This window comes from Actinomyces weissii (assembly GCF_016598775.1).
Classification (GTDB): domain Bacteria; phylum Actinomycetota; class Actinomycetes; order Actinomycetales; family Actinomycetaceae; genus Actinomyces; species Actinomyces weissii.
On record NZ_CP066802.1, the window covers coordinates 1624939 to 1650605 of the forward strand.

Consider the following 25667-nt stretch of genomic DNA (forward strand, 5'->3'; position numbering starts at 1 on the left):
TACTGCGCCACCCGCCAGGCGGTTCCTGGGGGCGGTCCTAGGGACTCCGGCAGGGCTGGAGCCAGGGCTGCCTGCCGGTTACGCGCCTTGCTGCGCGCACCGCTTAAGCATAGGGGCCCACCACCTGGTGGGGCAGTTCCAGCGGCTGGGCCTTACGGCCCTGCGGAGTGTGCTTGGCCTCATCGGGCCCCGTTGCGGGGCGCCAGGCCGCTGTTGCGAGGTGGTTGCCCACGCCCTACCGGCCCGGACCGCCCCCTCGGCCGCCCAGGCGCCCTGGGGAGGCGGCTGCCGCGCTGGGGCACGTGCGCCCGCCGGGGCCGGAACGGCCCCCGCCTGCTCAGGCTCCGGAACGCACCGTGGGCGGCGGCAGGGGCACCGGCACCTGGCTGGCGCGGGCGGGCACCACCTCGGCGGCGGGCAGGTGCCGGGCGGGCAGGGTCCGGGGCCTCCAGGCCGGGCGGGCGGACTCGTAGGCGGCGATCTCCGCCTCGTGCTGGAGGGTCAGGGAGATGTCGTCCAGCCCCTCCATCAGGCACCAGCGCACGTAGTCGTCGATGGCGAAGGTGGTGCGGAAGGCCCCCGCATGGACGGTGCGCGCCTCCAGGTCCACGGTCACCTCCGTGCCCGGCTCCGCCTCCAGCAGCTTCCACAGCTGCTCGGCGTCCTCCTGGCTGATAACCCCGGCCACCAGCCCCTGCTTGCCCGCGTTGCCGCGGAAGATGTCCGCGAAGCGCGGGGCCAGTACCACCTTGAAGCCGTAGTCCTTCAGCGCCCACACGGCGTGCTCCCGGGAGGAGCCGGTGCCGAAGTCCGGCCCGGCCACCAGGACGCTGGCACGCCGGTAGGCCTCCTGGTTGAGCACGAAGTCGGGCTCGCTGGCCCGCCAGAGCGCGAACAGGGCGTCCTCAAAGCCGGTGCGGGTGATGCGCTTGAGGTAGACGGCGGGGATGATCTGGTCGGTGTCCACGGCGCTGCGGCGCAGCGGGGCGGCGACGCCGGTGTGGCGGATGAACTTCTCCATAGCGTTGCTCCAGCTCCGGTTCAGGCGGCGGGCGTTCCAGCCAGGTCGGCGGGGGTGGACAGGGTGCCACGCACGGCGGTGGCGGCGGCGACCAGCGGGGAGACCAGGTGGGTGCGCCCGCCCTTGCCCTGGCGGCCCTCAAAGTTCCGGTTGGAGGTGGAGGCGGAGCGCTCCCCCGGTGCGAGCTGGTCCGGGTTCATGCCCAGGCACATGGAGCACCCGGCGTTGCGCCACTCCGCCCCGAAGTCCTTGAACACCTGGTCCAGGCCCTCGGCCTCGGCCTGCAGGCGCACCCGGGCTGAGGCGGGCACCACCAGCATCCGCAGCCCGGGGGCCTTGCGGCGCCCCCTGAGCACGGCGGCAGCGGCCCGCAGGTCCTCGATGCGCCCGTTGGTGCAGGAGCCCAGGAACACGGTGTCCACCTGGATGTCGCGCAGCCTGGTGCCGGGGGCCAGGTCCATGTACTCCAGGGCCCGCTGGGCGGCGCGGCGCTCGGTCTCGTCGGCGATGCTCTCCGGGTCGGGCACGGCCCCGGAGATCGGCAGCCCCTGGCCGGGGTTGGTGCCCCAGGTGACGTAGGGCTCGATGTCGGCGGCGTCCAGCACCACCTCGGTGTCGAAGGTGGCGTCGGCGTCGGTGCGCAGGGAGGCCCAGTAGGCGGTCGCGGCCTGCCAGTCCGCTCCCTCGGGGGCGTGCGGGCGGCCCCGGAGGTAGTCGAAGGTGGTCTGGTCCGGGGCGATCATCCCGGCCCGGGCCCCGGCCTCGATACTCATGTTGCAGATAGTCATGCGGGCTTCCATGGACAGCTGCTCTATGGCCCGGCCCCGGTACTCGATGACGTGCCCCTGGGCGCCGTTGGTACCGATCTTGGCGATGATGGCCAGGATGATGTCCTTGGCGCCGGAGCCTGCGGGCAGCTCGCCGTCGACCAGCACGCTCATGGTGCGGAAGGGCGCGATGGGCAGGGTCTGGGTGGCCAGCACGTGCTCGACCTGGCTGGTACCGATGCCGAAGGCCAGCGCCCCGAAGGCCCCGTGGGTGGAGGTGTGGGAGTCGCCGCAGACCACGGTCATGCCCGGCTGCGTCAGTCCCAGCTGCGAGCCGACGGCGTGGACGATGCCCTGGTCGGCGTCGCCCAGGGAGTGCAGGCGGATCCCGAAGTCCGCGCAGTTGCGGCGCAGCGTCTCGATCTGCGTGCGGCTGGTGGCGTCCGCGATCGGCAGGTCGATGTCCAGGGTGGGGGTGTTGTGGTCCTCGGTGGCGATGCACAGGTCGGGACGGCGGACCTGCCTGCCCGCCAGACGCAGCCCCTCAAAGGCCTGGGGGCTGGTGACCTCGTGCAGCAGGTGCAGGTCTATGTAGAGCAGGTCGGGGGCGCCGTCGGCCCCTTTGCGCACGACGTGGTCGCGCCAGACCTTCTCCGCGAGGGTGCGGCCCATTGCTTGCCTTTCGTGTTGACTGCCCGCCTCTACGGCCCCGGTGGCCGGCCTGCCTGGTGCGGTGTCCTGCTGGTCAGGGCGGCACGGACGGCCCCGGTGCAGGGTGCTGACCCTGCTGGATTGGCGAGAGTACTTGAAGTCTCACACCTCGGAATGGCAGTATCAGATTATGGACGACGTTCTTGAGCGGGACAGCAGCAGCGGCGTCGGCGTGATCGACAAGGCCGTGCTCGTCATGAGCGCCCTGGAGGCGGGCCCGGCCACCCTGGCCCAGCTGGTGAGCTCCACCCACCTGGCGCGTCCCACCGCCCACCGCATAGCCGTGGCGCTGGAGTACCACCGCCTGGTCAGCCGCGACTCCCAGGGGCGCTTCGTGCTGGGACCGCGCCTGACCGAGCTGGCCTCCGTCGCGGGCGAGGACCACCTGCTGGCGGCTGCCGGACCGGTCCTGACCGCCCTGCGGGACAAGACCCACGAGTCCGCCCAGCTCTACCGCCGTCAGGGTGACGTGCGCGTGTGCGTGGCCAACGCGGAGCGGCCTATCGGGCTGCGCGACTCGATCCCGGTGGGGGCCACCATGTCCATGCTGGCTGGCTCCGCCGCCCAGGTGCTGCTGGCCTGGGAGGACCCCGACCGGCTGCACCGTGGCCTGGTGCGCGCCCGCTTCAACGCGACCATGCTCTCGGCGGTGCGGCGTCGCGGCTGGGCCCAGTCGGTGGGCGAGCGTGAGCCGGGGGTGGCCTCCGTGTCCGCGCCGGTGCGGGGCCCTGGCGGCAAGGTGATCGCCGCGATCTCCATCTCCGGCCCGATCGAGCGCATGGGCCGCCAGCCGGGGCGGGTGCACGGGCCCGTGGTCGTAGCAGCAGGCAAGCGCCTCTCCGAGATCCTGCTCGCCGCCGAGTAGTGCGGGGGCTCCCGCTCCCGTGAGGCAGGCGGTGCCGCCGGTGACGCCGCCGCGCTGTTGCCCACGGCTATGCCGCTGGCCGCGCCGTTGCCCCCTGACAGCCGGTCAGCCCCGACGGCGCAGGCCATGCCGGAGGCGGGGGCGCCGTCGCCCCCCCTCCAGCAGCCAACCAGCTAGCGCCCAGCGAGCCGCTGCTGGAAGCGCCGCCGCGCCGTCGCCCGCGCCCGCTCGTAGGCCTGGAGGTTCAGGCCCACGGCGCTGGACCACACCGGCAGCGGGTCCACCGCCAGGTTGTGCGCCTTGATACGGTTCAGGGCCTCCCGGTCGGTTAGCAGCCGGGCCAGGGCCTGGGCCAGCCCCTCCACCCCCTCCGCCAGGTAGCCGTCCTGCCCCTCGGTGATGAAGTCCGCCACACCGCTGGAGGCCACGCCGACCACCGCCAGCCCTGCGCACCGCCCCTCCAGGGCCGCGATACCGAAGGAGTCCGCCGGAGAGGTCTGCAGGTAGATGTCTGCGTCCTGGAAGTCCTGTGCCAGGCGGCTGCGCTCCACCCGCCCCACCAGCTCGATCCGCTCCGCCAGGGGGGAGCGGGAGACCACCTCGTGCATCTGCTCACGCAGGGGGCCGTCACCGTAGACGGCCAGGGTCGCCGTCGTCGAACCAGATACCTCGACGGCGCGGGTGAAGGCCTGCAGCACCTCCAGGGGGCACTTGCGGGCGATCCAGCGCAGGGAGGCGACCACCTTGACGGGGTCCCGCTCCCCCACCTGCCGGGGCTGGTCGCGCAGGCGCCAGTCCTCGACGGTGATGCCGTTGGGCAGCACGGTGACCTCCTTCCCGGCCCCGGCGCGGGACACCTCCTGGGCCAGCATGGTGGACACGGCAGTCAGGTCCACCCCAGCACGGCGCCAGCGGGACACCGGGCTGAGGGGACCCGCCAGGGCACCGGCATCAGCCCAGGGGCCCAGCACGCAGTGGAAGGTGGCGGCCACCGGCAGGCCACGGCGCCGGGCGGCAGCGATCCCGGACCAGGCGAAGGGCGAGACGATGCCCACGTGCACGTGCACCACGTCGGGGCGCAGGACGGTCATGAGCCGGAACAGCTCGGTGCCAGCGCGAGGGTGCACGGGCAGCTCGGCGGGCAGGCGGGCGGTGAACCGGTGGACGGCGAAGCCGTCTGGCCGCTCGCAGCTGTGGCCACGCTGGGCCCCTTGGGGAGTGGCGGTGACGACTATGGGCTCGTGCCCGGCGGCCAGGAGGTTGCGGGCGAGGTCCCGCACCTGGGTCTCGATGCCGCCGAGCCGGGGCGCGTAGCAGTCAGAGACGATGAGGATCCGCACCCTGTGAATCTAGCACCGGAGCGGCCGAGGGCGGGTAGGGGCTCTCGGACTCGCGGCCGCAGGCTGGCGGAACGGGCCTTCGGAGTCACGGAGGCTGCGCACCCCGGCGGCAGGCCCAGCCCAGCCCGCCACGGCGACGGCTGTGGCGTCGCCAGACCTCAGGAACCAGGACCCACCAGCACGCGGGCACGGGCCTGCCCTGCCAGCCAGGTGGCCACCTCCTGGACCTCCGCCGCGGTCACGGAGCGCAGCAGGCGCACTGACTCGTCCATGGAGCGCAGCCGCCCGGTGACCACCTCACCACGCCCCAGCCGCCCCATGCGGGCCAGGGAGTCCTCCCCGCCCAGCACCATGGAGCCGGTCAGCTGCCCGCGCGCCCGCGCCAGCTCGTGCTCCGTGACGCCGTGGGTGGCGAGCCGCTCGAACTCCCCCTCCATGACCGCGCAGACCTCCTCCACGTCCCGTGGGGCGCAGCCCGCGTACATGCCGAAGGCCCCGGCCCCGGCGTAGGAGACGTCGAAGGCGTAGGTCGAGTAGGCCAGGCCGCGCCGCTCCCGCACCTCCTGGAACAGGCGGGAGGACATGCCTCCGCCCAGGATGGTGGTGAGCACGCTCATGGCCCAGCGGCGCTCGTCGCGCACGGCGATGCCCTGGCAGGTGAGGTAGACGTGCGCCTGCTCGGTCTCGCGGCGCACGGTGACGTCGTGCACGTCCAGGGGCTCCACGGCGGTGGTCTCGAAACGCCGCGGCCGCGGGGCGGCGCTGGCGGAGGTGTCCCAGCCTGCCTCCGCCAGGTCCGCCATGACCCGCTCGCAGACCTCGTCGTGGTTGACGGCGCCGGCGGCGGCCACCACCAGGGTGTCGGAGGCGTAGGTGCGTTTGTAGTGCTCCCACACGGCGTCCCGGGCCACCGCGGCGATGACCTCCGGGGTGCCGCCGATCGGCCGCCCCAGGGGCGCGTCCTCACCGAAGGCGGCCTTGGCGAAGGCCTCCTGGGCGACGTCGGCGGGGTCGTCAGCCGCAGAGGCCAGCTCGGAGATGATGACGCCGCGCTCCGTCTCCACCTCCTGGGGGCTGAGCAGGGAGGAGGTGACCATGTCGGTGACGACGTCCAGGGCGGTCATGGCGTCATGCCCCTGCACGCGCGCGTAGTAGGAGGTGTGCTCCTTGGAGGTGGCGGCGTTGGACTCCCCGCCGATCAGGTCGAAGGCCTCAGCGATAGCGCGGGCGTCGCGCTTGGCGGTGCCCTTGAACAGCAGGTGCTCCAGGAAGTGGGTGGAGCCTTCCTGGCCCGGCACCTCATCGCGGCTGCCGACGCCGAACCACATGCCGATGGACGCCGAGCGCAGGCCGGGCACCTGCTCGGTGATGACGCGCACGCCGCCAGGCAGGATGGAACGGCGCAGGGTGGCGCCGCCGTCGAGCAGGCTGAGCTCTGTACCGGGGGTGCCAGCGGGGCCGCGCAGGAGCTCCAGCTCGGTGTAGCTGGTGGTGGCGTCTGCGGTGGTGGAAGCAGGGGCACCGGTGGCGGTTGAGGCCGTGGCGGGGGCGGCGGGCTGCAAGTTGGTCACCGCCTGAGCCTAGCGGCAGGGGCTCCCGCGCCAGCAGTCGACTGCCTCACGCGGCCGGGTGGTGGGCAGGACGGGGGCACGACGCCGCACCCCCAGCCACCTCGCGTGGAACGGGCGGCGGGTGGGACGGGGGCGCGACGCCGCCTGCACCCATGAACTTAGGTGGACCTTACCGAACTCGCGAGCCATATGTCCCGGTCTCGCGAAAGGGGCGGGATAGGGGCGGGGGCCGGCACCTGGTGGTACCGGCCCCCCTGGGCCGCTAACAGACGCCGCAGGCGTCAGGCAGGCTCACTCCTCGGTGGCGATCTCCTCGGCGGTGCGGGTGCGGCGGCGGCGCGGACGGCGCGGACGCTCCTCGCCCTCCTCGCCCTCGGCCCGCTCCCGGCGGGGACGGCGCTCACGACGCGGGCGCTCCTCGCCGTCGTCCTCAGCGCGGGCACCACGGAAGGACCTGGCCTCCTCCTCGGCAGCCAGCTGCTCCTCGGAGAGCACCGCGTGCAGGGAGAGCTTGCCGCGCGGGTCGATCTCAGCCAGCTCCACCTGCACCTTGTCGCCGACGTTGAGCACGTCCTCCACGTTCTCCACGCGCTTGCCACCCACCAGGCGGCGGATCTGGGAGATGTGCAGCAGGCCGTCCTTGCCCGGGGACAGGGACACGAAGGCGCCGAAGGTGGTGGTCTTGACGACCGTGCCCACGAAGCGCTCCCCGATCTCCGGCATCTGCGGGTTGGCGATCGCGTTGACGGCGTCGCGGGCCGCCTCGGCGGAGGGCCCGTCAGAGGCACCGATGTAGATGGTGCCGTCGTCCTCGACCGTCAGGTCGGCGCCGGTGTCCTCCTGGATCTGGTTGATCATCTTGCCCTTGGGGCCGATCACCTCACCGATCTTGTCCACCGGGATGTGGACCGTGAGCACGCGCGGGGCCGTGGGGGCCATCTCGTCGGGGCCGTCAATGGCCTGCTCCATGACGTCCAGGATGTAGAAGCGGGCGTCGCGGGCCTGGCCCAGGGCCCCGGCCAGGACCTCGGAGGGCAGGCCGTCCAGCTTGGTGTCCAGCTGCAGGGCGGTGATGAACTCGCGGGTGCCCGCCACCTTGAAGTCCATGTCGCCGAAGGCGTCCTCGGAGCCGAGGATGTCGGTCAGGGTGGCCCACTTGGTCTCCCCGTCGATGACCTCGTGCATCAGGCCCATGGCGATACCCGCCACCGGGGCCTTGAGCGGCACGCCCGCGTTGAGCAGCGACAGGGTGGAGGCGCACACGGAGCCCATGGAGGTGGAGCCGTTGGAGCCCAGGGCCTCAGAGACCTGGCGGATCGCGTAGGGGAAGTCGTCGCGGCTGGGGATCACGGGCACGAGCGCACGCTCCGCCAGGGCGCCGTGGCCGACCTCACGGCGCTTGGGGGCGCCCACGCGGCCGGTCTCACCGGTGGAGAAGGGCGGGAACACGTACTGGTGCATGTAGCGCTTGTGGGTGACCGGCGAGAGGTCGTCGATCTGCTGCTCCATGCGCAGCATGTTGAGGGTGGTGACCCCCAGGATCTGGGTCTCGCCGCGCTCGAAGATCGCCGAGCCGTGCACGCGGGGCAGCACCTCGACCTCCGCACCCAGGGTGCGGATGTCCTTGAGGCCGCGGCCGTCCATGCGCACGCCCTCGGTCAGGGTGCGGTGGCGGACCACCTTCTTGGTGACGGAGCGGAAGGCGGCCTTGAGGGCCTTGAGGTCCTCCTCGGTGCTGTACTGCTCAGCCAGGTCCGCAAGCACCAGGTCGCGCACGGCGTCGATGGCCTCGTCCCGGGCGTGCTTGCCCTCGGTGGCGATGGCGGCGGCCAGGTCGTGGGCCTGGGCGGCCTGCTCGACGGCGGCGTACTGCTCGTCGGAGTAGTCCAGGTAGAGGGGGAACTCGGCGGTGGGCTTGGAGGCGTGCTTGGCGACCTCCAGCTGGGCCTCGCACAGGGCCTTGATGTGCGGCTTGGCGGCCTCCAGGGCCTCGGCCACGACGGTCTCGGTGGGGGCGGTGGCCCCGGCCTGGATCAGGTCCCAGGCGTTCTCCGTGGCCCCGGCCTCCACCATCATGATGGCAACGTCGCCGTCCTCCAGGACGCGGCCCGCCACCACCATGTTGAAGGTGGCGCGCTCCAGCTCGGAGTAGCGGGGGAAGGCCACCCACTGGCCGTCGATCAGGGCCAGGCGGGTGCCGGCGACCGGCCCGGCGAAGGGCAGGCCCGCGATCTGGGTGGACATGGAGGCGGCGTTGATCGCCAGGACGTCGTAGGCGTCGTCGGGGTGGATGGCCAGGACGGTCTCCACTACCTGCACCTCGTTGCGCAGGCCCTTGACGAAGGAGGGGCGCAGCGGACGGTCGATCAGGCGACAGGCCAGGATGGCGGAGGTGCCGGCGCGGCCCTCCCGGCGGAAGAAGGAGCCGGGGATCCGGCCCGCGGCGTACTGACGCTCCTCCACGTCGACGGTGAGGGGGAAGAAGTCGAACTGGTCCTTGGGGTGCTTGCCCACGGTGGTGGCCGACAGGATGGCGGTCTCGCCGTCCAGGTAGGCCATGGCGCTTCCGGCAGCCTGCTTGGCCAGGCGGCCAGTCTCGAAGCGGACAACGCGCTTCCCGAAGGAGCCGTTGTCGATCACGGCCTGTGCGGCGGTGACCTCGGTGTCGTCGAACATCTGTGCTGAGTCTCTTTCTCGAAGGTTCACGGGGCCGGACCGTGGCCTTCGATCGAGGCCCACGGAGCGCACGCGCCACGGCGTGTATCCGGAGGCCACCACCGAAAACCGACGGGTCTGGCCGACGCACCTGGGGGCTGACCCCAGGCTGCGGTCCCGCTGCGCGCCCCTCATATTGCAGCGCACAGGCTATGGACCCCGCCATCCTAGCCTGCGAGACGCCGGGCAGGCCGTGAAGCCGTGCGCTCGCCGACGTGATCTGGGCCGCCCTCCGGCAGCCTCCGAGGGACTTTTGGTCCTGTCATTTACCCTCCCCCCAGGAGACCCTGGTCACACTGCAGGCCTGCGCCAGAAGGCAGGCTGCACCACGCACAGGAGCACCAAAAATGACCTACCGCATGATCCTTAACCAGACTGGCTACTTCGGCCGGGGGGCCATCAGCCACATCCCCACCGAGATCGCCGCCCGGGGCCTGAGCAAGGCATTCATCGTCACCGACCCGGTGCTGGCCGAGAACGGCACCGCCAAGCGGGTGACCGACCTGCTGGACGGGGCGGGCATCAGCTGGGAGATGTTCAGCGACGTCGTGCCCAACCCGCCGGTGGAGAAGGTGCAGGCCGGGCTGGCCGCCTTCCGGGCCTCCGGCGCGGACGTGCTGATCGGGCTGGGCGGCGGCAGCCCGCAGGACACCTGCAAGGCGGTCTCCGTGATCGCCACCAACCCGGAGTTCGAGGACGTGCTGTCCCTGGAGGGCCTGTCCCCCACCAGGAACCCGGGCGTGCCGATCATCGGCGTGCCCACCACCGCCGGGACGGCGTCGGAGACCACCATCAACTACGTCATCACGGACACCGCCAGGCAGCGCAAGTTCGTGTGCGTGGACCCGCACGACATCCCTGTGGTGGCGGTGGTGGACCCTGACCTGATGGACGGCATGCCCCGCTCCCTGAAGGTCGCCACCGGCCTGGACGCCCTGACCCACGCCATCGAGGGCTACATCACCCCCGGCGCCTGGGACCTGTCCGACGCCCTGTGCCTGCGCTCTATCCAGATGATCGCCAAGAACCTGCGCCAGGCCGCGGAGGGCGACGCCGACGCCGTCGAGGCCATGGGGCTGGCCGCCTATATCAACGGCATGGCCTACTCCAACGTGGGCCTGGGACTGGTGCACGGCATGGCCCACCCGCTCGGGGGCCGCTACGGCGCCCCGCACGGCCTGGCCAACGGGATCCTGCTGGCCCCCGTCATGGCCTACAACGCGGACTACACCGGGGAGAAGTACCGGGACATCGCCGAGGCCTTCGGGGTGGAGGGCGCCCAGACCATGCCGCTGGCGCAGGCGCGCCAGGCGGCGGTGGACGCCGTCGCCCAGCTGACGGCGGACCTGGGCAACCCCACCAGGATCTCGCAGATCGGGGTGGACGAGTCCGGGATCGCGGACCTGACGGAGGACGCCTTCAACGACGTGTGCACCCCCGGCAACCCGCGCCCGGCCACCCGGGAGGACATCGAGGCGCTCTACCGCTCGCTGCTGTAGGCCCTGCGGGGCGGAGGTGCTGACGGCGCGGCCGCGCCGGAAGCGGCGTCGGCGAGCACTGAGGCAGCGCAGGGGCGGGGCGCCTGCGACTCAGCCGCGTCGGGGTCCCCTCACCTCCGAGGACGTGGAGGGGCGGGGTCACCGGCCAGGGAACCGGTGGCCCCGCCCCCGTCTACGGGTGCGGCACGGCCACCGCAAAAGGGGTGGCTCAGGCGGGTTGGCGGGTGCTCAGGCCCTGCCGCAGCAGGGGGCGGCTCAGGCGGGCTGCCGGGTGCTCAGACCCTGCCGCAGCAGGGGGCGGCTCAGGCGGGCTGCCGGGTGCTCAGGCCCGTGAGCCGCCAGTGCGCGTCAAAGTCAAAGACGAGCTCCTGGGGGCAGCTGGCCACCAGGCTGCGCCCCTGCCAGCTGTAGGCGGTGCCGTTCCAGCACAGCAGGCCCTCCACCAGCAGCCGGTGGTCGCAGGGCAGGCCCAGGCACTGGGAGACTAAGCTGGCCAGGCGCTGGGGGCCCACCGGCGCGAAGACCTCCGCAGGCAGATCGGAGAAGGCCAGCAGGACCACGCCACCGGTGTGGGGGCCGCGGTAGTAGGCCACCGGCTCGGGTGCCAGCACGGAGGCTACGGCGGCCAGGGCGTGGCCGTTGAGCTCCTGGCTGAGCGGGAAGCTGGGGGTGGCGAGCTCTGCCAGGCCCCAGCGGTGACCCAGCTGACGCAGGTACTGGGCGATGGCGACGATCGAGGAGGGGAAGTTGTTGACGTTGTGCCAGCCCCACATCCAGGTCTGGTCGTCGGCGGCCTCCGAGCCGAGGAACTGCACCGGGAAGGAGTCCTCCCCGAAGGCCAGGGTGCCCAGGTCAAAGTCCACGTACCAGTCCCGGTCGCGCACCACCTGCTCGGCCACGGCCTCCTGGACGGCCCGGGAGGGGCCCAGGCAGGCGGAGTAGACCTGCCGCCAGTCCTGCAGGTCCAGCTCGACCCCGGCATTGAAGGCCAGCTGGCGGGGAGCGGTGCAGGTGGCTGCCAGCTGCCCAGGGGCGGGGGCGGGTGTGGCTGGGTAGGGGTTGGTCGAAGCGGGGGCGGGTGCGGGGCTGACCGATACAGGGGGGACCGGGGCGGGAGCCGCCGGCGGGGGCACACTTGCCTCCGGGCGGACGCCTGACTCTGGCGGGGTGCTCGCTTCCGGGCGCACGCCTGTCTGGAGGGTACGGCCGGACTCTGGGCCTGTGCCTGCCTCCGAGGGCGTGTCCGCCGGGAAGAGGGAGGTGTTCGTGGTCAGCGGGCGGGAGGGCGCAGCCCCGGCTGGTGTGCTTGCGTAGGTAAGGTCAGCTCCCACAGGGCCTCTCCTCAGCTTGCTGCGGGGCAGGTCCCCGCCGGTGGTCCAATCGTCTGGCAGCCGCTGGCGCCCGGCAAAGGGGCTGGACTCCCCATGCGGACTGGCAGCCTGTGATGATAGGCACCCGCGTGCGTCAAGCGCACTCCCAAGCGGCTTCGGCCCCCTGACTTCTAAGACGCCTGCAGGCCCTCAGGAGCACCAGGTTCCCCAACGCGCTGGCCACACGGCGCGAATCGTCAGCGCACCCTCACGGCTCCCCCATTCTCACCGGGGCGCACTATCCACGCTGCGGCAGGGTAAAACGGCCCTGGCCCCCACCTCCCAGAACGGGCGACGGGGGCCAGGGGCTCAGTTTCTGTGGGGGCTTCCCCGGCGCTCAGCGGCGGATACCGAGGCGGGCGATCAGCGAACGGTAGCGCTCGATGTCCTCCTGCATGAGGTAGTCGAGCAGACGGCGACGCTTACCGATCAGCAGGTAGAGCCCACGACGGGAGTGGTGGTCGTGGGTGTGGGACTTGAAGTGCTCGGTCAGGTTGGAGATGCGCTCGGACAGCACCGCCACCTGCACCTCCGGGGAGCCCGTGTCACCCTCGTGGGTGGCGTACTCGGCGATGAGCTGCTGCTTGCGCTCGGCGGAAATCGACATCGGGACTCCTTTAAGGTCTCGTTGCACGGAGCTCCAGGGCCGGTTTCCCTGGGCATTACGCTTCCGTGGCCGGTAGACGGCCCGGCAACCCTACCAGCACTCCCCCGCCCGGCCCCAGCCAGCGCCCTGTGCAACCAGACACGCGGGCCCCGGCAGCCAGGTACAGGCCGGTAAGGCCGCGCGGGGAGACGCACGCCCAGAAGCCTGTAGCCCACCCCGCCGTCGCCACCCCCGACAGCCCGCAGGCACCCAGGGGCGCAGCTGCAGGCAGGCCCACAAAGGACTAGGCCAAGCAGCGCCGCAGCCACACACCGCCGTCAGCGGGCCAGAGTACCCCTACTGGCCGCCGCCGGAAGACGGGCCAGGGCTCAGGCGGTCACGTCGGCCGGGGAGATCGGCTCAGGCACCGGCACCCCCAGCAGGTGCGCGGCCCGCTCCACGTCCTCGCGCATCTGCTCCAGCAGCGGCTCCAGCCCGTCAAAGGCCAGCATCGGGCGCAGCCGGTCAACCAGCTCTATGACCACCTCCTGCCCGTAGAGGTCCAGGTCCGCCCGCCCCAGGACGTGCGCCTCCACGGTGCGCTCGGGCACGTCGTCGAAGGTCGGGTTGGTGCCGATCGAGATGGCGGCGGGCAGGCGCTCCCAGCCCCCCGCCACCGGCCGCAGCAGCCAGCCCGTGTACACGCCGTCAGGAGGGACCACCCCGGCGCTGGCCGCCTGCAGGTTAGCGGTGGGGAAGCCCAGCTCGCGGCCCCGACGCAGGCCGTGCACGACCGTGCCGCGCAGACGGTGGGGGCGGCCCAGCACCTCGGCAGCGCCACGCACGTCACCCTCCTGGAGCAGCTCACGCACCCAGGTGGAGGACCAGCGGCGGCCGTTCGGGGCGGTCACGTCAGCGACGATTTCCACCTCCAGGCCGTCAGCCTGCCCGATCTGCTGCAGGCACCGGGCGTCACCGCAGTTACCTGAGCCGAAGCGCACGTCGTCGCCCACCACGATGGCGCGCGCCCCCAGCAGCCCCTCCACCCAGGTGCGGATGAAGTCCTCCGCCCCCTGGGAGGCGAACTCAAGCGTGTACTCGACCACCAGCACCGCGTCCAGGCCAGCCTGCTCCAGGGAGTCCAGGCGGTCCGCGAGGGAGGTGATGAGCGTGGGGCAGGACCGGGGACGGTGCACCAGTGCCGGGTGCGGGTCAAAGGTGATGGCCACCGCCAGAGGGCGGGCGGCTGTGGGCGCGGAGGTGCCGGAGGGGGGGCGGGTGTCGGAGGCGGGGCGGGGCCCGTGGGCCTGGCCAGGCAGGTAGGAGTGGTAGGTGGCACGGGCCTGCTCGGCACGGTGGGCACGCGCCACCACGGCCTCCAGGATGGCCTGGTGGCCCCGGTGCACGCCGTCAAAGACACCGATGGTGACGACGCTGCCCGGCCCCTGAGGGGCTCTCAGGGACTGGGGAACCTGCTCGGGGCCGTACCAGACCTGCACGGGATGTGTGTCCTTAACTCTTCTGCTTGGCTTCTGGGGCGCCTGGGGCGGTGCCGCCTGCTGCCGGTTCCAGGACCAGCAGCGGGCGCAGGCCGCCGCCCCGACGCGCCAACAGTGCCACGAGGCTGCCCTCCGGCGCGAACCCGGCCACCACCTGGTCGGCCTGGGGAGGCTGGCTGGTCTGGGGCGCTTGGGTGCCCTGGGGCACCTGGCGGTCTCTGGGCGCTTGACCGGCCTGACCGGCCGGTTCACCTCGCCCAACCTGCGGCGCCTGGCTTCCGGCTCCCGCCTGCGCCGTCCGGCCTTCCGAGACCACCTGGACCACCTGCACCGTCCGGCTCTGCGGACCTGCCCGGCCACCCCGGCCCGCCTGCGCCGTCCGGCCCTCCAGAGCCTTGGCGGTAATGGCCTGCGGCAGCCAGCTCACCTGTTCCAGGACGGCGGCAGGAAGCGGCTGCCCGTACCCCAGGGCGCGAGCCTGGGCACCGGTGAGGTCCAGGGAGGAGAAGCAGCGCCGCGCCACCTGCGCCAGAGGCAGCGTCTGCAGCGGCTGGGCCTGGCCGCCCGTGGCCGCCACAGCCAGCTGCGCCTCCACCTCCTGCCCCAGCTGCTCCAGGCTGTGCGCCTCCGACAGGTCAAAGGGCCCCACCCGGGTGCGGCGCAAGGCCGTCAGGTGCGCACCGGTGCCCAGGGCCGCCCCCAGGTCACGGGCCAGGGCCCGCACGTAGGTGCCCGAGGAGCAGGACACGTGCAGCTCCAGGTCCACCACCGGGGTGCCGTCCGCGGCGAGGGTCGGGCGCAAGGGCCCCAGGAGCCGCAGCTCGTGGACGGTCACAGGGCGGGCGGGCAGCTCCACCTCCTGGCCCTGACGCACACGCTGGTAGGCGCGCACCCCGTCCACCTTGATGGCGGACACGGCTGAGGGCACCTGCATGATCGGCCCGGTCAGCTCCGCCAGCGCCGTATGCAGGGCGTGCTCCAGCCCCGGAGCGGGCCATTCCGCTGGCGGTGGGCAGCCCCGGGCGGTGGTGACCTCGCCCTCAGCGTCCTCGGTGCTGGTCTCCTGGCCCAGGCGGACGGTAGCGGTGTAGGTCTTGTCGGCCCCCACCAGGTAGGTCAGGAAGCGGGTGCCCTTGCCGACGCCCAGGACCAGCAGGCCGGTGGCCATCGGGTCCAGGGTCCCGGCGTGCCCTACCTTCCGGGTGGCGGCCAGCGCCCGCACGGCCCCGACGACGTCGTGGCTGGTCAGCCCGGCGGCCTTGTCCACCAGCAGCAGGCCGTCCGGGGCGGGGGCGGCGGCGCGGGGGAACCTTGGACGGCCTGGGCGGGCAGCAGGCCTGGTTGGAGGCAGCTTCTCCGGGAACCTGGTGGTCACGCCTTGGGGTCCTCGTCGGCTGCAGCGGCTTCGGGAACCCCGGCGGGCTCGTCCTCCGGCCAGTCGGCCTCGACAGCCCTGTAAGCCTCGGCAGGCGCGGAGGACGCGACGGGCGCGGCGGCCCCGTCAGCCGGGTCGTCGTCCCCGGCCTCCTCCTCGTCGTGACGGTAGGGGTCGGCGTCGCCCGCGTACTGGGCCCCCTCGGAGGCCTTGGCGATCTCGGCGTCACGCTGGCGGGCCTGGGACAGGGCGTCCTCAAAGGTGCGGGCCTGGGTGGGCAGGGCGTCCAGCTGGAAGGCGATAGACGGGGTCAGGCGGATGCCCAGGGCCTTGCCCACCTCGGAGCGGATCAGGCCGGAGGCGGAACGCAGCGCGGCCTGAGAGTCACGGCGCTCCCGGTCCGAGCCGTAGACCGTGTAGAAGACGGTGGCCTGCTGCAGGTCACCGGTGACTCGCACGTCCGTCACGGTCACGAAGCCCAGGCGGGGGTCCTTGATACGGCGCTCCAGGAGCCGGGCGACGGTCTGGTGGATCCGGTCGGCGACCTTCCGGGCGCGGGCGGCGTCAGCCATTTCGTGTCTCCTTCAGGCAGGGCGGGGCGCGGTAGCGCTGGGGCGACCCCGGAGGACGGGGCGGCACGCATTGTCGCAGATTCTCCCGCCCCACCCCCACCCCCTCTCTCGCGAGACCGGGACATATGTACCGCGAGACCGGGACATATGGCTCACGAGACCGGTACGCCCTGTGGATAACTACCGCTCAGGAGCGTCCACGGCTGCTGGAGAGAGCCGCAGACAGCCTTGAGCAGCCCGTCACGTGGGCGCCGCCGTCGAGCTGCACGCCCTGAAACCCGCACGACTTTCACAAACGTGGGATTCCAACGCTCCTGACCCTGCCGAGCCGTACGGGCAGGGCGTGAGGCGTGCCCCAGCCAGCGACCTGCACCTTTAGAGGGGCGCAGGCAGGCACCCGCAAACCAGCCCGACAGCAGGAGCCCGTCATTCCAAGGAAAAACGCTTCCACCCGCAGGCGGCGGCGCCCCTAGTGTGCGCCGGCTCCAAGGCCTGGCCACCCACCCGCCCCCCAACGCCGCCCAGCCTGCACAAGCCCGCCCCCAAGCCGCTCCCCCACGCCTCGCCGCCCGAACCAGCCCACCCCAAGCTGCGCCCCTCCTACGGCCACCCCACCCCACCTGCACCCCCGCACCGCCCCCTCCTACGGCCACCCCACCCCAAGCCGCTCCCCCACGCCGGTAGCATCAACGGGCCCAAGCCGCGAGGAGACACATGAGAACCGCTGAGCCGCACACGCCAACCGCAAGCACGAGCCAGCCAATGCCGTCGCCAAGCCACCCAGCACCGCAGAACCAGCAGGACGGCTCCGGCATGGCGATGGTGCTGGGCTGCTACCTCCTGTGGGGATTCTTCCCGCTGTACTTCAAGCTGCTGGCAGCGGCGGGCGCGGTGGAGATCATCGGGCACCGCATCATGTGGACCCTGGTGACCTGTCTGGTGCTGGTGGCGCTGCGCCGCTCCTGGGCGCGGCTGGGGCGCGTCCTGGGCACGCCACGGCTGCTGGGCACCTTGGTGGCATCGGGGGCACTTATTACCGTGAACTGGTTGATCTACGTCTACGGTGTCAACGCCGGGCGGACCGCCGACGCCGCCCTGGGGTACTTCATCAACCCCCTGGTCACGGTGGCCCTGGCGGCGCTGGTGCTTGGTGAGAGGCTGCGGCGGGCGCATCTCCTGTCGATCCTCCTGGCGACGGCGGGGGTGGGCGTGATGGTGGCGCTGCAGGGCTCAGTGCCGTGGGTGTCGCTGGGGCTGGCGCTGTCCTTCGGCCTGTACGGGCTGGCCAAGAAGAGCGTGGGCGGGCGGGTGGACCCGCTCAGCGGCCTGACGGTGGAGTCGCTGGTGGTGGCCCCCTTCGCCCTGGGGTACCTGGCTTGGCTGCAGGCTGCGGGAGGGGCCGCACCTCAGGGGCCGCAGGGAGGGGCCGGGCTGATGGTGCTGCTGGTGCTGGCGGGACCGGTGACGGCGTTGCCACTGCTGCTCTTTGCTGCTGGCACGGCGCGCGTGCCGTTGAGCGTGGTGGGGCTGAGCCAGTACCTGGCACCGGCTATGCAGTTCCTACTGGCCTGGCTGGTCTTCGGGGAGGAGATCACGAGCGCCCGCTGGGCGGCGATGGGGCTGGTGTGGCTGGCGGTGCTGGTGTTCGTGGTGGACCTGCTGGCCCAGCTTCGCTCGCTGCCGCGCAGCCGCAGCCGGTGAGGCGGCGGGCCAGACGGCGAGGCACGCGGCGACGACGAAGGCCCGGGCGATGGCGGGGCAGGGGTACCGGCGGGGCGTTGGGCGACAGGCAAGACGGCGAGGCACACGGCGTCAGGCCAGACGGCGAGGCACAGCGACGGCGCGGCGCTGGGCGACAGGCAAGACGGCAGCGCGCGGCGTCGTCAGGTCCGGGCACTGGCACCAGCCGCTGGACGGCGCACCACGACGACGAACCCGGCACGCTGAATACGCTAAGAACCAAGGCAGCTTAGGCCCCCCTTACCGGTCTCGCGGTACATATGTCCCGGTCTCGCGGTACATATGTCCCGGTCTCGCGGCAAGGGAAGGGGTTGTTAGGAGGGGCAGGTCCCAGGGTGCAGTGCATTAATAGCGCATGTACCTGCAATAGGATGCGTTACCATAGCTGCATGACGGTACTCGACGACGTCCTGGCCGAACTGTCCCTGACCGAGGAGGACCTCGCTGAGCTCCTGCGGCGAGAGTCCTCGGGGCGGGCTCGGGCCGGAGCCGCCCCGCTGTCTGCCGGTATGACCAGCTTCCTGCGGCGTTCCGTGCCCACAGCCCGCCACCCCGAGCAGGTCCAGCGGATCGTCGCGGACCGCAGCTACGCCGAGGCGATCTCCGCCCAGCACCGGGCCCGCACCGCCGTGAGCCAGCTGGCCCGCTCACTGTCCACCAAGGAGGTAGCGGAGCTGCTGCACAAGAACCCCTCCTCCATCACGCGTGCCGCTGGCCGCAAGCTCTACGCCTACCATGACGGTCGCGCCCTGCGCTTCCCCACCTGGCAGTTCGTGGACGGGCGCCCGCTGCCCGGGCTCGGCGGCGTCGTCCCCCACCTCCGTCCAGAGCTCACCCCAGCCACCATCGAGGCCCGTATGACCACCCCCGACCCCGAGGTGCTTGACGGCCTGAGCCCGGTCACCTGGCTCCAGCAGGGCGCAGACCCCGCCGAGGTGGTCCGGCTCCTGGACGGGGCCGACCACCGGTGAGCCCCCGCCCCAAGAACCCCAGCACACCTCCCTGCCCGCTGACCTTTGAGCCTGGCGACTTCACTGAGCTGTACGACTCGCCCCTGGCCCGTATCACCTTCTCCACCAGCCCCTACGCCCTGCCCTGGGGCCAGCTGCGCACCTGGGGGCCGGTCTCCCGCTGCCGCTGGGACCCGCAGCCCCCTCCCCCTGGGGAGCACCCTGGCGTCGGCGTGCTCTACACCGCTGACGAGCTGCTTACCTGCACGGCAGAGGTCTTCGCCGACACCCGCCTGATCGACACCCGCAGCGACGCCCCTGTCCTGCAGGTCTGGTACCCCAGCCGCCCGCTGCGGCTGCTGGACCTGAGCTCCAGGTGGGCGCTGCGCAACGGCGCCTCCGTCAGCCTGGACAGCGACAGCCGCTCCACCTGCCGCGCCTGGTCGCGCGCGGTCCGTGCGCAACGGCCCGGCACTGACGGCCTGCGCGTGCGCTCCACCATGACCGGAAAGCCCATGACTGTGCTGTTCTCAGCGGCTGCTGACTCGATTCCCACCTTCCCGGCGGAGACTGCGCCCCTGGACGACCCCACCGTCCACGCGCTGCTGTGCGAGCTTGCGCCGCAGATCGGCTACGACGTCGTGTAAGCGCCCGTTGCTGGCGGTCTAAAGGGCTGCGGGCCCGCCCACCGGGTGGTGGAACAGGCCCGCAGCCTTCAGGCGGTCAGGGCGCGCTTCAGTCGCGGGCCTTCTCGCGCATCTCCCAGGTCTCGATGACGTCGCCCTCGGCGATGTCGTTGAAGCCCAGGTTGATACCGCACTCGTAGCCCTCACGGACCTCGGTGACGTCGTCCTTCTCCCGGCGCAGGGTGGCGATGGACAGGTCGCCGTTGACGACCACGCCGTCGCGCACCAGGCGGGCCTTGGCACCGCGCTTGATGGTGCCGGAGCGGACGATCGAGCCCGCGATGGAGCCGAACTTGGAGGAGCGGAAGACCTGCCGCACCTCGGCGGTGCCCAGCTCCACCTCCTCGAAGACCGGCTTGAGCATGCCCTTGAGGGAGGCCTCCACGTCCTCGATGGCCGCGTAGATCACCGAGTAGAACTTCATGTCCACGCCCTCGCGGTCCGCCATCTCGGCCACACGCTCCGCCGGGCGGACGTTGAAGCCGATGATGACCGCGGAGTCCACGGTGGCCAGGTTGACGTCGTTCTGCGTAATGGCACCCACCCCGCGGTGGATGATGCGCAGCGCGACCTCCTCGCCCACGTCGATCTTGAGCAGGGAGTCCTCCAGGGCCTCGACCGCACCCGAGCTGTCGCCCTTGAGGATGAGGTTGAGGGTGTCGACCTTGCCCTCCTTGAGCACGTCGGTGAGGTTCTCCAGGCTCACGCGCTTGCGGCGCTTGGCCAGCAGGGCGGCCCGCTCCGCCGCCTCCCGCTTGTCCGCGATCTGGCGGGCGGTGCGGTCGTCAGGCGAGACGATGAAGGAGTCGCCGGCGCTGGGCACCGAGGTGAGCCCCAGCACCAGGGCGGGCCGGGCCGGGCCCGCCTCCTCCAGGTTGTGCCCGTGCTCGTCGAACATGGCCCGCACGCGCCCGTAGGCGCTGCCCGCCACGATCGGGTCGCCCACGCGCAGGGTCCCGCGCTGCACCAGCACCGTGGTGACGGCACCACGGCCCTTGTCCAGCTTGGCCTCGATGGTCACGCCGCGGGCGTCGGAGTCCGGGTTGGCCCGCAGGTCCAGGGCCGCGTCCGCGGTGAGCAGCACCGCCTCCAGCAGCTCCTCGATGTGCAGGCGCTGCTTGGCGGAGATGTCCACGAACATGGTGTCGCCGCCGTACTCCTCGGGCACCAGACCGTACTCGGTGAGCTGGCCACGGATCTTGTCCGTGTTGGCGCCCTCCTTGTCGATCTTGTTCACGGCCACCACGATCGGCACCCCGGCCGCCTGGGCGTGGTTCAGCGCCTCAACGGTCTGGGGCATGACGCCGTCGTCGGCAGCCACAACCAGGATGGCGATGTCGGTGACCTCGGCACCGCGGGCACGCATGGCCGTGAAGGCCTCGTGGCCGGGGGTGTCGATAAAGGTGATGGGGCGGGTCTCCCCGTTCAGGGTCACGTGCACCTGGTAGGCACCGATGGACTGGGTGATGCCACCGGCCTCCCCCGCCACCACGTCGGTGGAGCGGATGGCGTCCAGCAGCTTGGTCTTACCGTGGTCCACGTGGCCCATGACGGTGACCACCGGCGGGCGCGGCAGCAGGTCGGCGTCGTCGAAGCCGGCCTCCTCAGCGTCCAGGTTGATGTCAAAGGACTCCAGCAGCTCGCGGTCCTCGTCCTCGGCGGAGATGATCTGGACGTCGTAGCCCAGCTCGGCACCGAGCAGCTGGAAGGTGTCCTCGTCCACCGACTGGGTGGCGGTGACCATCTCGCCCAGGTGGAACAGTACGGTCACCAGGGCCGCGGGGTTGGCGCCGATCTTCTCGGCGAAGTCCGTCAGCGTGGCGCCCTGGCGCACGCGCACCGGGGTGGAGCCGTCACCGCGGGGGACGACGACGCCGCCGATCGACGGCGCACCCTGCTGCTCGAACTCCTGCCGCTTGGTGCGCTTGGACTTACGGCCTCCGGAGCGGCCACCGCCGCGCCCGAAGGCGCCCTGGGTGGAGCCGCGTCCGCCGCGACCGCCACGCGGGCCGCCGCCACCGAAGCCGCCGCCACCGCCTGGACGGCCAGCGCCGCCACCGCCTGGACGTCCACCGCCGCCGGGACGTCCGCCCCCACCGGGACGGCCAGCACCGCCGGGGCGTCCGGCGCTACCGGGACGGCCCACCGAGCTGTGGCCGGGCATCATGCCGGGGTTGGGGCGCATCCCCCCGGGGCGCGGGGCCCCCTGCGGGCGCGGCCCGCCAGCGCCGCCAGGGCGCGGCCCAGGGGTGCCACCAGGACGGGGACCTCCCTGCGGGCGCTGTCCGCCGGAGCCGCCCGGGCGGGGCATGCCCTGGGAGGAGGCGAAGGGGTTGTTGCCCGGGCGCGGGCCACCGGGGCGCGGACCGCCGGGACGCGGCTGGCCGGAGCGGCCGCCGGAGCCACCCGGGCGGGGCATGCCCTGGGAGGAGGCGAAGGGGTTGTTACCGGGGCGAGGCCCACCGCCACTGCCGGGCCGCGGGCCCGCACCACCGGGGCGCGGCCCCGGAGTCGGGCCGGAGGGACGCGGGGCCGCGGGTGCCGCCGGGCGCTCCCCGCCCCCGGCTGAGCCCTGACGCGCGGCGGGTGCCGCCGGGGCAGGCCGGGGCGCAGGAGCCGCCGGGGCCGGGGCCGCAGCAGGTGCGGCCGGGGCAGCCGGGGTCGGGCTGCTCTTGCCCGCCCCCGGCTTGGCCGGGGCGGCAGGCTTGCCGGGCACCGGCTTAGGGGCGCTGGCAGGCTTGTCCGCCGCAGGCTTGGCGGGGGCAGCGGGGCGCGCCGCCGCCTGGGGCTTAGCAGCCGCGGCCTCGGTCTTGGGCGCGGCCTCGGCGGCCTGAGCGCCGAAGTGCTCGCGCACCCGGCGCGCCACCGGCGGCTCGACCGCCGAGGAGGCGGCCTTTACGAACTCGCCCTGGTCCTTGAGCCAAGCGAGGATCACCTTGGAGGTGATCTTCTTCCCCGAGGGGTCGAGCTCCTTGGCAAGCTCGTGAACGCGTGGTTTAGCCACAATTCTCCTGTCCGGTTGCCCACCCCGGAACAGGGTGGGCGCTAGTTGAGGCAGCTCATCGCTGGGTACTCATCGGGTGCCCATCGGCTTCCTACCCGCCTTTGCAATCGGTGGTCCCGCCACCTGTCGGGGTGACGGCGGGCCCAGCCACGGGGAGGCGGCTGAACCACTGGTGGACCGGCCCCAGGTCAAGGAGGCCCTCCACCCGCAGGGCGCGCCCGAAGGCACGCCTGCGCTCGGCCAGGGCGAGGCACGCCGGGTCCTGGTGGATCCACGCGCCGCGTCCTGGGTTGCGGGCGGGCGCGTCAACCAGGACCGTGCTACCGGCCACTGTCAGGCGCAGGAGCCGGGACCTGGGGGCCCGGCCCCGGCAGCCCACACAGGTGCGTTCGGGGACGTGGGAGCTCACCGCCGCCGTCGTCACCGTCCTCACCTGCCTAGACTGTCCGTGCCCGCGCTGGCACGGCGCCCCAGTGTCAGGGCGCGCACCAGCCCAGGCAGAGTGTACCGGGCGCGCGCTCAGCCCTCCTCGGCCAGCTGTGAGGGAACAGTCACGTCCTCGTCGGCGCGTGAGCCCCGCCCGGGGGTGACCTGGCCGAGCTCGGCGTCGGAGTGGATGTCTATCTTCCAGCCGGTCAGGCGGGCGGCCAGGCGGGCGTTCTGCCCCTCCTTGCCGATGGCCAGGGAGAGCTGGAAGTCCGGCACGATCGCCCGGGCGGTCTGGTCCCGCTCGGAGATGATGCTCACGGAGGCGACCCGGGCCGGGGACAGGGCGTTGGCCACGAAACGGGCGGGCTGCTCGGAGTAGTCGACGATGTCGATCTTCTCCCCGCCGAGCTCGGCCATGACCGCGCGCACCCGCTGGCCCATGGGACCGATGCAGGCCCCCTTGGCGTTGACGCCCTTGACCTTGGAGCGCACGGCCACCTTGGTGCGGTGCCCGGCCTCCCGGGCGATGGAGACGATCTCCACGTCCCCGCTGGCCAGCTCGGGCACCTCCCGCTCAAAGAGCTTGCGGACCAGTCCGGGGTGGGTGCGCGAGAGCATGATCTGGGCGCCCTTGAGACCCCGGCTGATCTCCGTGACGTAGGCGCGGATCCGCTCACCGTGGCGGTAGCGCTCCCCCGGCACCTGCTCGTGGGGCGGCAGGATGCCCTCGTGCTCCTCGTCCAGGCGCACGTAGCACGTGCGCGGGTCGCGGCCCTGCTCCACCACCCCGGAGATCAGCTCGCCGGTCTTGTCCTTGAAGGCCCCCAGCACCTCGAAGTCCCGCCGGTCCTGGATGCGCTGGACGATCACGGAGCGGGCGGTGGTCTGGGCGATGCGCCCGAAGCCGTCCGGGGTGTCGTCAAAGAACTCGCCGGTGGGCTGGTCGTACTCGTCGATCTCCGGGGCCATCACGGACATGTGGCCGCTCTTGCGGTCGATCTCCACGTGGGCGCCGCGGATGGCGCCGGGCTCCTTGAGGTAGGCCAGCAGGATCGCGTCCTCGATGGCGGGCAGCAGGTTGTCCAGGTCGATTCCCAGCTCCTCAGCCGCTCCCCGCAGCTCAGGCATGTTGATGTCCATGGTCTCCTCTTCCTCTTTTCCTTGACGTCTGCCGCACGCGGCCCGGCCCACAGGGGCCGGTTCCCGCCTGCTTTCCTGCTGCTCAGATGACGACGACGACCTGGGCGCTGTCAACCTGGTCCAGGGCGACCTCCCGGCTGGTGCCGTCAGCCTCCAGCTCCAGGCTGCTCTCGGTAACGCCGCTGAGCCTGCCGCTGAGCTCCTCCCCGCCGGCGAGCACCAGGTGCACGGTGTGGCCCTGGGCACGGCGGAAGTGCCGGGGGGTGGTCAGGGTACGCTCCGCCCCGGGGCTGGTGACCTCCAGCTGGTACTGGCCCTTGACCAGGTCGGCCTCGTCCAGAGCCGTGGAGATGGCGACGGTGGCCTGGCCGACAGTGTCCAGGTCGATCTCCCCCGGGCCGTCCACCAGGTCGACCACCACGCGCACGGTGGAGTAGCGTCCGGCGCGCGTGGTCTCCACCCCTTCCAGGAAGAGTCCTGCCTCGGCGACCACGGGGGTGAGCAGCTCGGTCAGCGTCTGGGCCAGGGTTTCCGCCATGAGGAGCCTGCCTTCCTGTGTTGGGCCCCGGTGGCGGGGCGTATGTGTGGCCGGGGCTGAGCGCGGCCAGATGCAGATCATGCTACCCGCCGCCGTGCAGCGTGGCAGGATCATCCGGTGCGCCCTTCGCTCCCCCACCCAGACACGCCCCACCAGCCTGTGGCCCCCGGGGGAGGTGCGCTTCCCGTAGAGACCACCGGCCTGCGCAGGCGGGTGCTGCTGGCTGCGCTGGGTGGCACGCTGACGGCGGGCCTGGCTGGCTGTGAACTGCGGCTGGGCACCAGTCCGATGCCGGTCGTACCGACGGCGGACGCGGCTGAGGCCGCCCGTGACTCCCTGGCGCGCCAGGCGCGGCTGATCTCCGAGACCGCGGAGGTGGTGGCCCAGGGCGGCCAGGAGCCGGTGCACAAGCTCGCGGCCCAGATCACGCACTGGGCCGCCACGCAGGCAAAGGCCCTGGGTGGGGTGTGGGAGCCGTGGCCTACCGCCACCGCCCTGCCTTCCGGCTTCCCCACGGCCACCCCCCTGCCTACGGCGTCGGCGACGGCGGGCCCGGAGGAGCTGGTCTCCTGCCTGGAGGCTGGCGCGGACCTGGCGCGTGGCTGCTGCGAGCAGGAGAGCGTGCCCGAGGTGGCCAGCACCTACGCCTCCCTGTACGTGGCCTGGACCGTCTGGCAGCACCGGCTCGCCCCGCAGACCCCGGCAGAGCCCGGGCGGGACACCACCTTGCTGAGTGCTCCCCTGCCCGCCGCGCTGCTGCTCGCCTACGACTCAGCCCGCTTCACCCTGCAGACGGTGGCGGCCCGCAGCACCGACGCCCAGCGCGAGCGCGCCGTCGCGGACGCCCAGGTGGCGGACCGGGTGGTAAGGGCCTCGCTGGCCCTGGGGGGTGAGGACCCGCGGCTACCGGCCTACGACCCGCCCCAGGTGCGTGCGACCGGCTCCCCGGAGCAGGACTGGGCCCATGCGGTAGAGATGGCAGTCCTGCACGCGGAGGTCGCGGCCTGCGCCACCCTGGAGGGGGCGGACCGCCTGCAGGCGCTGGCAGGCGCGGCAGACATGGCGCTGCGGGCCCGCCAGTGGGGCAGTGGCCCCGGCGACAGCCCCTGGCCGGGACTGGACGGCTAGCGTCCGGCGCGGTCCCAACCGCACCTACCCCAGGCAGGAGGCGCAGGCGGCGCGCACCACCCACCCCTTCCCCAGGCAGGAGACGGAGGAGGCGCACCCCAGCCGCATTTGCACCAGTTAGAGGTCGCAGGGGGCGCGCCTGCTGGCCGCTACGCAGCCGG

At 72.4% G+C, this 25667-nt stretch carries 20 protein-coding genes; 6 read left to right on the forward strand and 14 right to left on the reverse strand.

Annotated features, from left to right (window positions below; genetic code table 11):
* Positions 1-337: 337 nt before the first annotated feature.
* Entirely contained in the window at positions 338-1021 is a 684-nt protein-coding gene (leuD, locus tag JG540_RS06685) for a 3-isopropylmalate dehydratase small subunit (protein WP_200274860.1), read from the reverse strand.
* A 20-nt stretch (positions 1022-1041) separates the two neighbouring features.
* Positions 1042-2460: a 3-isopropylmalate dehydratase large subunit gene (gene leuC, locus JG540_RS06690; protein ID WP_200274861.1), complete on the reverse strand. Its 1419-nt coding sequence runs from the start codon at positions 2458-2460 to the stop codon at positions 1042-1044.
* Between the two features lie 169 nt (positions 2461-2629).
* Between leuC and JG540_RS06695 the strand changes: the two genes are divergently transcribed.
* Positions 2630-3364 carry an IclR family transcriptional regulator gene (locus JG540_RS06695; protein ID WP_200274862.1) on the forward strand — a complete coding sequence of 245 codons (735 nt, stop codon included), beginning with the start codon at positions 2630-2632 and terminating at the stop codon, positions 3362-3364.
* Positions 3365-3537: 173 nt separating this feature from the next.
* Here the strand turns inward: JG540_RS06695 and JG540_RS06700 are convergent, their stop codons facing one another.
* The 3 genes from JG540_RS06700 to JG540_RS06710 form a co-directional block, all read right to left on the reverse strand.
* Positions 3538-4704 carry a glycosyltransferase family 4 protein gene (locus JG540_RS06700; protein ID WP_200274863.1) on the reverse strand — a complete coding sequence of 389 codons (1167 nt, stop codon included), beginning with the start codon at positions 4702-4704 and terminating at the stop codon, positions 3538-3540.
* A 158-nt stretch (positions 4705-4862) separates the two neighbouring features.
* Positions 4863-6275 (reverse strand): M16 family metallopeptidase, encoded by a 1413-nt coding sequence (locus JG540_RS06705; protein WP_200274864.1) that lies wholly within the window; start codon positions 6273-6275, stop codon positions 4863-4865.
* A gap of 291 nt (positions 6276-6566) precedes the next feature.
* A complete protein-coding gene (locus JG540_RS06710; RefSeq protein ID WP_200274865.1) occupies positions 6567-8951 on the reverse strand; it encodes a polyribonucleotide nucleotidyltransferase in 2385 nt (794 codons plus the stop codon).
* A gap of 386 nt (positions 8952-9337) precedes the next feature.
* Between JG540_RS06710 and fucO the strand changes: the two genes are divergently transcribed.
* A complete protein-coding gene (gene fucO, locus JG540_RS06715; RefSeq protein ID WP_200274866.1) occupies positions 9338-10489 on the forward strand; it encodes a lactaldehyde reductase in 1152 nt (383 codons plus the stop codon).
* Positions 10490-10791: 302 nt separating this feature from the next.
* On the opposite strand, the gene JG540_RS06720 is transcribed toward fucO, so the two are convergent.
* The 5 genes from JG540_RS06720 to rbfA form a co-directional block, all read right to left on the reverse strand.
* Positions 10792-11820 (reverse strand): DUF6882 domain-containing protein, encoded by a 1029-nt coding sequence (locus JG540_RS06720; protein ID WP_200274867.1) that lies wholly within the window; start codon positions 11818-11820, stop codon positions 10792-10794.
* Between the two features lie 376 nt (positions 11821-12196).
* Positions 12197-12466: a 30S ribosomal protein S15 gene (gene rpsO / locus JG540_RS06725; protein ID WP_200274868.1), complete on the reverse strand. Its 270-nt coding sequence runs from the start codon at positions 12464-12466 to the stop codon at positions 12197-12199.
* A gap of 368 nt (positions 12467-12834) precedes the next feature.
* Complete coding sequence (locus JG540_RS06730) at positions 12835-13944, reverse strand: bifunctional riboflavin kinase/FAD synthetase (RefSeq protein ID WP_200274869.1); 1110 nt, start codon at positions 13942-13944, stop codon at positions 12835-12837.
* A gap of 13 nt (positions 13945-13957) precedes the next feature.
* Positions 13958-15319, reverse strand: coding sequence for a tRNA pseudouridine(55) synthase TruB (truB, locus tag JG540_RS10665; protein WP_325132739.1), 1362 nt, complete (start codon positions 15317-15319; stop codon positions 13958-13960).
* Positions 15316-15891, reverse strand: a complete 576-nt coding sequence (gene rbfA, locus JG540_RS06740; RefSeq protein ID WP_200274870.1) for a 30S ribosome-binding factor RbfA — start codon at positions 15889-15891, stop codon at positions 15316-15318. Before rbfA ends, truB begins: the two co-directional genes overlap by 4 nt.
* 762 nt (positions 15892-16653) lie before the next feature.
* Between rbfA and rarD the strand changes: the two genes are divergently transcribed.
* The 3 genes from rarD to JG540_RS06755 all read left to right on the forward strand — a co-directional run bounded on the left by rarD (position 16654) and on the right by JG540_RS06755 (position 19228).
* Complete coding sequence (gene rarD, locus JG540_RS06745) at positions 16654-17592, forward strand: EamA family transporter RarD (protein ID WP_234042718.1); 939 nt, start codon at positions 16654-16656, stop codon at positions 17590-17592.
* A 428-nt stretch (positions 17593-18020) separates the two neighbouring features.
* Positions 18021-18602 (forward strand): hypothetical protein, encoded by a 582-nt coding sequence (locus JG540_RS06750; protein ID WP_200274871.1) that lies wholly within the window; start codon positions 18021-18023, stop codon positions 18600-18602.
* Entirely contained in the window at positions 18599-19228 is a 630-nt protein-coding gene (locus tag JG540_RS06755) for an RES family NAD+ phosphorylase (protein ID WP_234042719.1), read from the forward strand. The genes JG540_RS06750 and JG540_RS06755 overlap by 4 nt, the downstream gene beginning before the upstream one ends.
* Positions 19229-19316: 88 nt before the next feature.
* Here the strand turns inward: JG540_RS06755 and infB are convergent, their stop codons facing one another.
* The 4 genes from infB to JG540_RS06775 all read right to left on the reverse strand — a co-directional run bounded on the left by infB (position 19317) and on the right by JG540_RS06775 (position 24378).
* Positions 19317-22271, reverse strand: a complete 2955-nt coding sequence (gene infB / locus JG540_RS06760; protein ID WP_200274872.1) for a translation initiation factor IF-2 — start codon at positions 22269-22271, stop codon at positions 19317-19319.
* 91 nt (positions 22272-22362) lie between these two features.
* Complete coding sequence (locus JG540_RS06765) at positions 22363-22704, reverse strand: YlxR family protein (RefSeq protein ID WP_234042720.1); 342 nt, start codon at positions 22702-22704, stop codon at positions 22363-22365.
* Between the two features lie 86 nt (positions 22705-22790).
* Positions 22791-23840, reverse strand: a complete 1050-nt coding sequence (gene nusA / locus JG540_RS06770; protein WP_200274873.1) for a transcription termination factor NusA — start codon at positions 23838-23840, stop codon at positions 22791-22793.
* Positions 23841-23922: 82 nt separating this feature from the next.
* Positions 23923-24378, reverse strand: a complete 456-nt coding sequence (locus tag JG540_RS06775; RefSeq protein ID WP_200274874.1) for a ribosome maturation factor RimP — start codon at positions 24376-24378, stop codon at positions 23923-23925.
* A 117-nt stretch (positions 24379-24495) separates the two neighbouring features.
* On the opposite strand from JG540_RS06775, the gene JG540_RS06780 reads away from it, so the two are divergent.
* The gene (locus JG540_RS06780; protein WP_200274875.1) at positions 24496-25506 is read left to right on the forward strand and encodes a ferritin family protein; all 1011 of its coding nucleotides are present in this window, start codon (positions 24496-24498) and stop codon (positions 25504-25506) included.
* Positions 25507-25667 lie beyond the last annotated feature (161 nt).